At 39.5% G+C, this 9,974-nt stretch carries 13 protein-coding genes; 5 read left to right on the forward strand and 8 right to left on the reverse strand.

Annotated features, from left to right (window positions below):
• Positions 1 to 110: 110 nt before the first annotated feature.
• Together BGC07_RS02100 and BGC07_RS20005 are read left to right on the forward strand one after the other, a co-directional pair.
• Positions 111 to 1,340 (forward strand): APC family permease, encoded by a 1,230-nt coding sequence (locus BGC07_RS02100; RefSeq protein ID WP_069311772.1) that lies wholly within the window; start codon positions 111 to 113, stop codon positions 1,338 to 1,340.
• A 155-nt stretch (positions 1,341 to 1,495) separates the two neighbouring features.
• Positions 1,496 to 1,681, forward strand: a complete 186-nt coding sequence (locus BGC07_RS20005; RefSeq protein ID WP_139121586.1) for a hypothetical protein — start codon at positions 1,496 to 1,498, stop codon at positions 1,679 to 1,681.
• Between the two features lie 688 nt (positions 1,682 to 2,369).
• On the opposite strand, the gene rmuC is transcribed toward BGC07_RS20005, so the two are convergent.
• On the reverse strand, positions 2,370 to 3,704 hold the full coding sequence (gene rmuC, locus BGC07_RS02105; RefSeq protein ID WP_069311773.1) for a DNA recombination protein RmuC: 1,335 nt from the start codon (positions 3,702 to 3,704) through the stop codon (positions 2,370 to 2,372).
• Positions 3,705 to 4,092: 388 nt separating this feature from the next.
• On the opposite strand from rmuC, the gene BGC07_RS02110 reads away from it, so the two are divergent.
• On the forward strand, positions 4,093 to 4,527 hold the full coding sequence (locus tag BGC07_RS02110) for a DUF29 domain-containing protein (RefSeq protein ID WP_069311774.1): 435 nt from the start codon (positions 4,093 to 4,095) through the stop codon (positions 4,525 to 4,527).
• Positions 4,528 to 4,736: 209 nt separating this feature from the next.
• On the opposite strand, the gene BGC07_RS02115 is transcribed toward BGC07_RS02110, so the two are convergent.
• Positions 4,737 to 5,192, reverse strand: coding sequence for a hypothetical protein (locus BGC07_RS02115; protein WP_069311775.1), 456 nt, complete (start codon positions 5,190 to 5,192; stop codon positions 4,737 to 4,739).
• A gap of 156 nt (positions 5,193 to 5,348) precedes the next feature.
• On the opposite strand from BGC07_RS02115, the gene BGC07_RS02120 reads away from it, so the two are divergent.
• The gene (locus BGC07_RS02120) at positions 5,349 to 6,134 is read left to right on the forward strand and encodes a YiiX/YebB-like N1pC/P60 family cysteine hydrolase (RefSeq protein WP_069311776.1); all 786 of its coding nucleotides are present in this window, start codon (positions 5,349 to 5,351) and stop codon (positions 6,132 to 6,134) included.
• A 16-nt stretch (positions 6,135 to 6,150) separates the two neighbouring features.
• Here BGC07_RS02120 and BGC07_RS02125 read toward each other — a convergent pair whose 3' ends face one another.
• The 6 genes from BGC07_RS02125 to BGC07_RS20425 form a co-directional block, all read right to left on the reverse strand.
• A complete protein-coding gene (locus tag BGC07_RS02125; RefSeq protein ID WP_069311777.1) occupies positions 6,151 to 6,471 on the reverse strand; it encodes a hypothetical protein in 321 nt (106 codons plus the stop codon).
• Between the two features lie 103 nt (positions 6,472 to 6,574).
• Entirely contained in the window at positions 6,575 to 6,754 is a 180-nt protein-coding gene (locus tag BGC07_RS23785; RefSeq protein ID WP_394332103.1) for a hypothetical protein, read from the reverse strand.
• Positions 6,755 to 6,884: 130 nt separating this feature from the next.
• The gene (locus BGC07_RS23790; protein WP_394332104.1) at positions 6,885 to 7,439 is read right to left on the reverse strand and encodes an isocitrate lyase/phosphoenolpyruvate mutase family protein; all 555 of its coding nucleotides are present in this window, start codon (positions 7,437 to 7,439) and stop codon (positions 6,885 to 6,887) included.
• Positions 7,440 to 7,514: 75 nt separating this feature from the next.
• On the reverse strand, positions 7,515 to 8,093 hold the full coding sequence (locus BGC07_RS02135; protein ID WP_069311778.1) for a cysteine hydrolase family protein: 579 nt from the start codon (positions 8,091 to 8,093) through the stop codon (positions 7,515 to 7,517).
• Between the two features lie 499 nt (positions 8,094 to 8,592).
• Positions 8,593 to 9,204, reverse strand: a complete 612-nt coding sequence (locus tag BGC07_RS02140; RefSeq protein WP_069311779.1) for a substrate-binding periplasmic protein — start codon at positions 9,202 to 9,204, stop codon at positions 8,593 to 8,595.
• A complete protein-coding gene (locus BGC07_RS20425; RefSeq protein ID WP_069311780.1) occupies positions 9,158 to 9,379 on the reverse strand; it encodes a hypothetical protein in 222 nt (73 codons plus the stop codon). The genes BGC07_RS02140 and BGC07_RS20425 overlap by 47 nt, the downstream gene beginning before the upstream one ends.
• Before the next feature lie 295 nt (positions 9,380 to 9,674).
• Between BGC07_RS20425 and BGC07_RS02150 the strand changes: the two genes are divergently transcribed.
• On the forward strand, positions 9,675 to 9,974 hold a 300-nt coding region (locus BGC07_RS02150), incomplete at its 3' end, for a transporter substrate-binding domain-containing protein (protein WP_158006837.1).

Consider the following 9,974-nt stretch of genomic DNA (forward strand, 5'->3'; position numbering starts at 1 on the left):
AAAAATACTTCATAACAGATAACCGCAATGCAGCATAAAATAAAATATTTACTATAAAACGAATAAAGTGTATAACATTTTAGGTTATATGCAATTTTAAGGACATATTAATGAAACACAAAATTGGTCTAGTTTCGGCAACTTTTGCTGGAGTTGCTTCAATTATTGGAAGTGGTTGGTTATTTGCCGCCTATTATACCGCCAAAGAAGCAGGCCCTGCCTCAATACTTGCTTGGATTATCACCGCGGCGATTATTTTAGTTTTAGGTATTGCTCTCGCCGAAATTGCAGCTCAGTACCCAAAACGCGGCTTATTAACACGAGCAATGACAATTTCACATGGTAAAGACTCAGGATTTATTTTTGCCCTTGCTAATTGGCTGGGCATTGTTGCCGTTATCCCAACAGAGGCAGAAGGCTCTGTTCAGTATATCGCTAACCTTAGCCCAACCTTAATGGCCGCGCTCTTTAACACACAAACCAACCAGCTGACAACATTAGGTTTACTAGCCACTTCTGTGCTCATCATGCTTTATTTTATTTTAAACTGGTGGGGAATTAAATTACTTGTTCGTGCAAATAATTTAATTACAATTTTCAAACTCATTATTCCAGCCATAACAGCCATTGCAATTTTACTTGCTGCATTTCATAGTTCTAATTTCACATCCTATCAGCACTCTTTCATGCCTTATGGCATTAGCTCAGTATTTACCGCCATCATTAGTGCGGGTATTATCTATTCATTCAACGGTTTTCAAACAATTGTTGCTTTTTCTAGTGAGATTAAAAATCCAAAACGTAATATTCCCCTCGCCATTATCCTAGCCATTTCAATTTGCTTATTACTTTATCTTTTATTGCAAATTTCTTTTCTTGGGGCAGTTAGTCCAAGTAACGTGGTGCAAGGCTGGCATAACTTAAACTTTCACTCGCCACTTGTTCAACTTACCGCTCTACTTGGGTTAAATTTTATTAATATTATTTTATATATCGACGCCTTTGTTTCCCCCTCAGGCACCGGCCTCGCTTACACAGGCTCAACCGGCCGCATGCTTTGTGCAATGGCACAAGAAAAACAAGCACCAAGTTTCTTTGCCAAATTACACCCAGTCTATAATTTCTCTCGTCGTGCACTAGTCTTCAATATTATTATTGCCATTTCTATGCTTGTTGTTTTCAGGAGTTGGGCAGCACTTGTCACTGCATTAAGCCTCTTTCATATCATCAGCTATATGGCTGTGCCTTTAACACTAAAAAAGCTTCGCCACACCTTAAAGCCTGATGATAAAGCTTTCAAATTACCGTTTGCAGGGCTTCTTAACCCCTTTTATTTATAGGCATCAGTTTCTTATTTATTTTCAGCCAATATCCAACGACACTAGAAATTACCCTATTAACCACTGTATTTTATTTAGGCTATTTAGTATTTACATCCAAAGGCATTGCTGAAATTAGCCAACGTTTTAAATCATCTTGTTGGTTCTGGATCTATATGCTCGCACTTTCGCTAGTTTCTGCGTTATCACCTCACAATTATGGCGGCAATGGCTTTTTACACGGCTATGACTTCTATTTATCTATTGTTATCATCTCTCTTGTTACCTACCTTCTTTCTAACCGACTCGGAGATAAAAAAGTACAAGAGCTACCTATAGCCCATGTAGAAGCTCAGGCATAAACAATATCAATCAAAAACAAATCAAATAAGAGAGCCCTTACCGCCCTATATAACACAACCTCAACAACACCGTTTAATTGCTATTAATTCAAGCAGGCCTAAAGCATAGCTGACAAGTACAGTGAGTAAGTGAGTAAGTGAGTAATGAACGGTGACATGCGGACCAAACCTGATGATAGTACTTCAAGTGGCCGATCACCGTTTCAATCACAGTCTGTTGTTTGGTAATGTATCCTTAGGTTCTAGTTTCTAAGCTCACCACAGGAATAGTAATTTTCCATATTTACATGTCTATGATTTACATGTTAGCATTCCTGTGTTTTCATACTTCAGCTCACCCAGCTTGAAGTTAAATGATATTTTAAAGGAAAGAAAGAAAAGCTAACAACTCGGCACTTATTCATATTGAAAATATAAATTTTATATATAAAAAAATTTTTAAAAACCAATACAAGGGTATTATTAAATGTCTAAATTTATTAAATTTTTAGTAGCAATTAGTTCGTTATCTGCTGTTATCATATTTTTAGTTATAGGTCTATCATCACAAAATGAATATCAATTTGCAAAAGGCCTTCATTTAATACAGCAAACTGTAAAAACATAACGATTTACTCATTTTAATAAACATAGTAAGCAAATAACACCTTGGCAAAACCCCTGTTACCACTCGCTTAGCCAAATCAAATTAGGCATCCTCAACAGCCAGCAAATGAGCAGGAATATCCTTGCTGGTATTCGCTCCCATTTTCTTCAAAGCTTGGCTTTGCTTCACTAAGTTTCCGCGGCCAGTAGCAAGTTTACTATATGCGGCTTGATAGGCTTTTTGTGAGCTTTCTAGCCCTCGACCTACTTTTTCTAAATCAGCAATAAAACCAACGAAGCGATCATATAAATTTCCCGCCTTATCTGCAATGTCTTTAGCATTCTGTGCTTGGTGTTCCAATCGCCAGAGATTTTGAATCGTTCTCAACGTTGCCAGCAGCGTGGTTGGTGTGGTCAAAACAATATTCAAGGCAAGTGCCTCATTGAGCAATTCAGGTTCTTCACGCATTGCACATGAAAAAGCAGCTTCTATCGGTACAAAAAGCAAAACAAAATCAAGGGAGTTTAGCTGAGTAAGTGTTTGGTAATCTTTACTTCCTAAGCCTTTCACATGCTGACGCAATGAACGTATGTGCTGTTTTAGCGCCTCATTTTGCTCTTTCACGTCCTCTGTACAGCAATAACGCTCATAAGCACTAAGAGAGACTTTTGCATCAACAATTACATCTCGCTGCCCAGGTAAACGTATAATCACATCTGGGCGTAGGCGCTGCTCTTCATTTGAGAAAGTCAGTTGAGTTTCATATTCACGGCCTTTTTCTAAACCTGACTGCTCTAATATTCGCTCTAATACAACCTCTCCCCAATCACCCTGTACTTTAGACTGACCTTTTAAAGCCTGAGTTAAGTCCACAGCCTCTTGAGCAATTTGCTGATTTAGGCTCTTAAGGTGCTTAATTTCCTGGTGCAGAGCAACTCGATCCTTAGATTCACGATCATAAGTCTCACCCACTTGCTCAGAAAACTGCTTAACTTGCTCCCTAAAAGGCTGTAGAAGCTGAGAGAGTTCTTTCTCATTATGTGATGACAGTAATCGTGTTTTTTCTTGAAAAAGCTGATTAGCCGCGTTGTGAAATTCGGCGACTAATTGCTTTTTCGCCTGCTGAACAAACTCTTCTTGCTCAACAAGTTTCTTTTCCCGCTCACTCAAAGCTGTTTTAAGCTCAGCATTCTGCTGATAAAGTCGCGTCAACTCTTGACGCTGTCCCTCACTTTCTTCTTTCAACTCTAGATGTTGAGACTCATGCGAATGTGCTTTTTCCAGCAATTTAGCTTGCTCTGCAACTAACTCTAAACGCTCGTTGTTTAACTGATTGATATCACTCTGTTGACGCTTACGTTGGCTCATCAACCAAACACTCAACCCCATCAACACAACCGTCAAGACAATAAAGACAATCGTCGTACTTTCTAACATGCACTCACTCGACTCAGCAACTTTATATTATAAAGCTCACATTTAAGCATATATTCCATTAGATGCCCATAGTTATGATATAGCGGCCAGTAAGATGCATCACCCTCCTTTAATAACAGTCCCCCTAATTTGGTGAAGTTTATAGATTTTTTGGTTAGATGCCGTTGTGAGGCTTTTGGAGTGGAATATCTGCTTGTATGAGATATAGCCAATTGTTTGCTGGTTTCATCCCTAACGGACTTAATGAATTATCCATATGGTTATGCACCGAGATTGTGGGTTAGTTTTTGGGGATGATTGTTGATATTAGTGCGACAGAGTATAATCTAAGAAGCTCAACGAAATTATTTTATATGTGTTGGTGTTGTAGTGTTAAGTGAGGAAAGTAATGGCTAGAACTGAACATGATTTAGACATTTATGCATGGGCACATGAAAATGCTGAATTGTTGAGACAGGGTAAGTTCAATGAGGTGGATATGGTAAATGTGATCGAGGAGTTAGAAGATTTAGGTAATAGTAAACGCGACCAACTCACGGCTCGATTGAAATTAATTATCCAGCATCTTCTTAAATGGCAATACCAGCCCTCACACCGGGGTCGTTCGTGGTCGCTTACTATCAAAAATAATCGACGTGATGTTGAAGGGTTGCTTGAGGATGTACCGAGCCTTAAAAGTAAGATTGATGAGTGCTTTGTGAAGGCTTACAAACGGGGAGCTGTAGCGGCATCGGATGAAACGGACATGCCTATTAAAAAGTTTCCTCAGTCTTGCCCTTATACGCTAGAGGAAGTGTTAAACCCTGAGTTTATGCCAGACTGATATAAGTAAAGAAGATATAGGTCCAATTGTTGTAGTGCAAGCAACTGTTAAATTTCTTCGACGATGCACACAAAATAAAGTTCTGGATGGGCTGCGCCCACAAAAAGTTGAAATGAGTAATTTGCAGGTGGTGCTCTGGCTTTTTTAACCCGGTTTTCCGTTCTTTATAATGAAAGGCGATCAAAGTGAAAAATGATAATGATTTAATCCTATAAATCAGCAATCACAGCCTTTTTCGCTTTGATCATATCACCATCGACAGGTAAACCTAAGGCTTTTTGCAAAGCAAGCATCAAGTGATATTCACGGCGAGCAAGTCGTTTCTGCTGATTATTTGCCCCTTTTTGACGAATTTTCTTCTGCCAAGATTCATAATAGAACTCAATGGCATTCATCAACGCTGGCGGCTGTTTTAGATGCATCCCCATCTGTGCGGCAACTTCCCCATAATTTTGATTAAAGCCAGGCTGCAATAGACTCATCAAGTCAATCGCCGCAATCAATTTAGCAGCAAACAACTGCTCACCAAAACGCACCATCGCTTTTGGAGTTACAATACGTAAATCCAAATTTTTCCCAAGCTTTCGTATATACATGATTTGCTTTTTAGAAAATTGCACATCTGCAATAACCGCTCGAGATGCTGTTTTATTTTCCTGTCTCATTGTTATAGTGCTCTAATCAATTAAATCGAAATATTAATAAAGTCAGCAAGAACGATGCCAATAAACTGATATGTTTTAGAAATTAACGACAAAAAACAATTTCAACTATCCTTAATGTATAAGCGTGTAAAGTAAGCCTAGGAATTTTATAGCAATATGCAGTTATTAAATCGCCCATTAGTCAAATGGTTATTAAAGGAGGAACCTCCTCCCTCAACCCCTTTGTGCGATTATGAAAGAGTCTGTTATGAATTGCGACCTGGTGATGTGCTTTTAGTCGAAGGACGTAGTCGTCTGAGCGATGTCATACAGGTTATTACTCGTAGCCCCTGGTCTCATTCTGCCCTGTATATAGGACGATCTCAGGACATTAATAACCCGCATGTTCGCAGGTTTATCGAAGACAACTATGATGGTTCCCCTCAAGACCAACTCATTATAGAAGGTTATCTTGGTCAAGGCACCGTCATTAATTCTTTAAAAGATTATAACAAGTCCCACGTCAGAATTTGCCGCCCTCGTGGTTTATCTCGAAAAGATGCCCAGCAAGTGATCGCTTATGCAGCGAGCAAAGTCGGCAGCGCTTATGATGTTAGACAAATATTCGATTTGTTCAGGTTTTTATTTCCTTGGGCGATACTACCGAGAAGTTGGCGCTCCTCGCTCTTTCATCATAATTTAGGAGACCCAACACGAACCGTATGTTCGACAATGATTGCAGAAGCTTTTACTATCGTTGATTTTCCTATTTTGCCTGACCTACAAACAACAAAAGACGGCGGGGTGGCTTTACATGTTCGTAATCCACGCTTGTTCACCCCGAGAGATTTCGATTATTCGCCTTATTTTGAGATTATAAAATATCCATTTATCAGTATCGACGACCATACACCTGCTTATAGAAATCTACCCTGGAAAAAAGATCAACCTTCTGAAAAGTAAATTTATTTTTTATAAATCATGCGCATTGAGTCAATACGGCAAGAGCCTCTTCATTACTCCAGTGCGTAAAGCCCGCTTGACGTAATAGTGCTGTTAACCTCGCTAGAATAAAAGAGTATGCTTGTGCGGCATCACGTTTATTAACATGACACATCCGACTCACACCTGCACGCTCAAGAATTAACACAGAAACAATCGGTGCCACATAATCAAAAAATGCTTTAAAATCAGTAAATTGCTGTAAGCGAGCATCTTCATGAAACAGCTCTGTTGCTATCGCACTCAACTCATCTTGAGTAAAACGCGCTGACTTTTGCGCTTCTATAACTGTAAACATCGAATATACATACCTCCTCCTGAGTATAATCGCAAGCAATAAGTTAACACAAAACTTATCCAGGTCAGGCGACTATCAGCTGGCTTTTATAACGCTAAAATAATTAGTTTTTATTGTCAAAATAAGCTTCATAGCGATAGTAATCTAAGTGCTTATATAGCTCTTCGCGTGTTTGCATCTTCGTAAGGCTTTCTTGCTGTGAGCCATGAGACAAAATATCTTGATAAACAGCTAAAGCAGCTTGATTCATCGCCCGAAAAGCACTTAACGGATATAAAATCATTTTCACACCGACTTCAGCAAGCTCTTGTTGAGAAAATAGCGGAGTTACACCAAACTCGGTAATATTAGCTAATACAGGAACATCAATCGATTGACAAAAAATTTGATACTCTTCTAGTGTTTTTAGAGCTTCAGCAAAAAATCGCTTGCGCGCCGGCTTTTACATACGCCTTTGCTCTTTCAATCGCTGCCTGCAAACCTTCGCTAGCATAGGCATCGGTTCTTGCCATAATGAAAAGGGTATTATCAGCATTTGCAGTGTGCACCGCATCTAAACGCTCAATCATTTGTTCTGTAGTGACTAATTGCTTATTAGCACGATGACCACAGCGCTTCTGCTCTGCTTGGTCTTCAATATGAATCGCAGCAGCACCGGCTTTTATCATTTCTTTAATCGTTCGCTGAATATGAAACGCATCACCCCAGCCTGTATCAATATCGACAAGTATAGGTAAATCAACCGCAGAGCTAATACGCCGCACATCCTCAAGCACATTATCCAAGCTCGTTATCCCTAAATCGGGCAAACCATAGGAAGCAGCGGCTACACCGCTTCCAGAAATATAAAGCGCCTTCGCTCCTGCATCCCGAGCCAACATCGCACTATAAGCATTTACTGCACCGAGAATAACCAAAGGGCCTTGATGGTTATTATTTTTCAACGCTTGTTCGAATCTCGTAGTCATGACCATATCCTTTTATCAATTATTCTATATTGAATATAAAAAAACCGGGGAACCCCGGCTTGATTTCTCTATGTTTTACAAAAAATCATTCAGCTTATCCGCAGTGACTACAGTTGCAATACGCTCTAAGGCACGTACAGTGACCTCTTGTAAGTTAGGATCAGCCGTTGCACAAGCATCTTCAACAATAACAACTTCATAATCGCGATCATGTGCTTCACGTGCGGTGAGTTGCACAGCCATATCCGTCGATACACCCGTCAGAATTAAACGTTCTATTCCTTGCGCACGCAATACAGCATCAAGCTTCGTATTATAAAAAGCGCTGACACGATGCTTAATAACATCAATATCGCCAGGTTGTTTATCCAGCGCTTCATGTGTTGCAGTTCCCCATTCACCTAGCTTTAATGCACCAAATTTAGGCGCATTTTGAAACACCGGAGAAGATACTGGACACTCTGGATAATCCTCACTAAAACCAACTGTCACAAAAATAATTGGATATTGACGCTCTCGACCTAAGCTTATCACCTGATTCGCTTTTGCAAAGGTATTATGCTCTTGCATATAAGGCGCTGTCTTAGCAATCTTTCCTTCAGGATGAACAATCTCATTGATAAAATCTATTACAAGTACCGCTGTTTTTTTCATAATCAGGCTCCAATTTTAAAGTCACTTCATTGATTCTAAACGAATAATATGAAATCGCCATGCCGATCTCATAAACTCAGATCTCACATGCTATTTTAGGTGAAAGCAGAATATAGCTAAAGCAAGCGTTAATAACCTTCTTGTTAGTTTTTATTACACTTAATGACACCACCACATTAATTCACAGGTATAATGGGCCTTGAAAATAAAAAGGCTCACCATGCTTTTGCACCCACCCAAAGGTCATCGTTATATTGAGGAGATGATGGCAGAACGGGGGTTAAGGCTGAGTTATGAAAGTGTTAGGCCTGGTGTAAAAAATTTGCTCGGCCTCTGACTCTACGATCGACTGGTTTAGTTCAAGGGGCAAGGTCACAACAAAGCCTGACAGATGGAGAATCTATCCAGAATCGTTGCCAATCTCCATTAACTGATCATACAAAAGCAAAGAGCAGTGATCTAAGCCACTGCTCTTTGTAACTCCATGTTCTATAGATTTTTATTTTAAGTATTTATCAAGCATAGTCTTCAGTTCACCATCAGCACGCAACTTTTCTATTCCTTTATTTATCGTCTCTTGCAGTGCTTTTGCATTCTTGGATTTTTTAGAAATAATCATGTAAAACTCGCTGGCTTTAGCGTCTGGAATCGGCTTATAACCAATATCCCCTTTTAGGTAATCTTGCCCTATCGCCTTAAAGCCTGCTAAAGCTTCAATTCGGGCAATAAAGGCATCACAACGCCCAGCACGCACCTTTTTCGTCACCGAATTAAAGTTCTTAGAGCCAGTATCCAATACACTGAGATCAACATTAAACGATTTATAGTTATAGCCGGCTAAGCCGCAGATTTTATACTTCGACAATGTTGCCCCTGAGGTGACATCAGGTAAACCGTTTGGATATTTTTTCAAGGAATAAAAATAAGCAGGCCGCATCTCATAATAGCCCTTGGTGTATAAGTAATTAGCCGCACGCTCTGCATTATACGAAGCGTTCATCACCAGATCATACTTCCCCTTCAGTAATTGCTGTAAACAACGCTTCCAGGGAATAAAATCAACTTTAGAATAGGAAAATTGAGTCCCTTGAAAAATTTTTGTTAATGACATCGACAGAATAACCTTCGCTAGCACCAGGAACCTTTTTTCCTGCATCACGCTTGATATAGTGAAAAGGCGGCCATTCTGCACCATCTTCACAAATCGCAATATTTTCTGCAGCATAAAGACTGCTACTCAGCCCTGCAGCGATCATACCGACCAATAACGGCTTCAATACGGCCATGATGACATCCTCAAAATTTCAGCTTTCTCACTAAAAACAAAGTATAGTACAAGCTGACTTACAAGAAGGTAGGTCGGCGTGTCCTGAATGTACAAAGCCGATGAGGTTCGTGAGGGGAAGAAAACTAGCCAACTGACTATCCTGAGTGTCAAGCAACAGTTGAAGCCTAAATGGAAATTCGAGCAGTTTAATTTATCATTAGATTATAGCCATTAGCACTTAGAGCGGTATGGTCAGGTTTATTTTTATATTGGCTCTGCTTTCGCCTATATTGGGTGAATGTAAAGAGTTAACTTTGGCCACATCTAATGGCCCTCCTCACGTCATTCAAAATAGTGATAGTGGTATTGATATAGATATTGCTAGAGAAGTGCTGAGTGAATTAGGCTACAACGTTAAAGTGGTCTACATGTCCCTTGCAAGAGCTAAAGAAAAAGTTAAGCATGGTGAAGTTGATGCGTACACTCCTACTTTCCATGAGAGAGACTCTAAAGGGTATTATGTATCAAAAGAAATAATAAAATACAGGCCAACTGTATTTACTCTAGCTAAAAAAAATTACAAATTATCGAGAATAAAAGACCTCGAAAGCCAT

Source organism: Piscirickettsia litoralis, from assembly GCF_001720395.1.
GTDB classification, from domain to species: Bacteria; Pseudomonadota; Gammaproteobacteria; order Piscirickettsiales; family Piscirickettsiaceae; genus Piscirickettsia; species Piscirickettsia litoralis.

Coding starts and splice junctions, on each gene's coding strand:
- BGC07_RS02100 (WP_069311772.1), top strand. CDS start 111: ATGAAACACAAAATTGGTCTAGTTTCGGCAACTTTTGCTGGAGTTGCT.
- BGC07_RS20005 (WP_139121586.1), top strand. CDS start 1,496: ATGCTCGCACTTTCGCTAGTTTCTGCGTTATCACCTCACAATTATGGC.
- rmuC (WP_069311773.1), bottom strand. CDS start 3,704: ATGTTAGAAAGTACGACGATTGTCTTTATTGTCTTGACGGTTGTGTTG.
- BGC07_RS02110 (WP_069311774.1), top strand. CDS start 4,093: ATGGCTAGAACTGAACATGATTTAGACATTTATGCATGGGCACATGAA.
- BGC07_RS02115 (WP_069311775.1), bottom strand. CDS start 5,192: ATGAGACAGGAAAATAAAACAGCATCTCGAGCGGTTATTGCAGATGTG.
- BGC07_RS02120 (WP_069311776.1), top strand. CDS start 5,349: ATGCAGTTATTAAATCGCCCATTAGTCAAATGGTTATTAAAGGAGGAA.
- BGC07_RS02125 (WP_069311777.1), bottom strand. CDS start 6,471: ATGTTTACAGTTATAGAAGCGCAAAAGTCAGCGCGTTTTACTCAAGAT.
- BGC07_RS23785 (WP_394332103.1), bottom strand. CDS start 6,754: ATGATTTTATATCCGTTAAGTGCTTTTCGGGCGATGAATCAAGCTGCT.
- BGC07_RS23790 (WP_394332104.1), bottom strand. CDS start 7,439: ATGACTACGAGATTCGAACAAGCGTTGAAAAATAATAACCATCAAGGC.
- BGC07_RS02135 (WP_069311778.1), bottom strand. CDS start 8,093: ATGAAAAAAACAGCGGTACTTGTAATAGATTTTATCAATGAGATTGTT.
- BGC07_RS02140 (WP_069311779.1), bottom strand. CDS start 9,204: ATGTCATTAACAAAAATTTTTCAAGGGACTCAATTTTCCTATTCTAAA.
- BGC07_RS20425 (WP_069311780.1), bottom strand. CDS start 9,379: ATGGCCGTATTGAAGCCGTTATTGGTCGGTATGATCGCTGCAGGGCTG.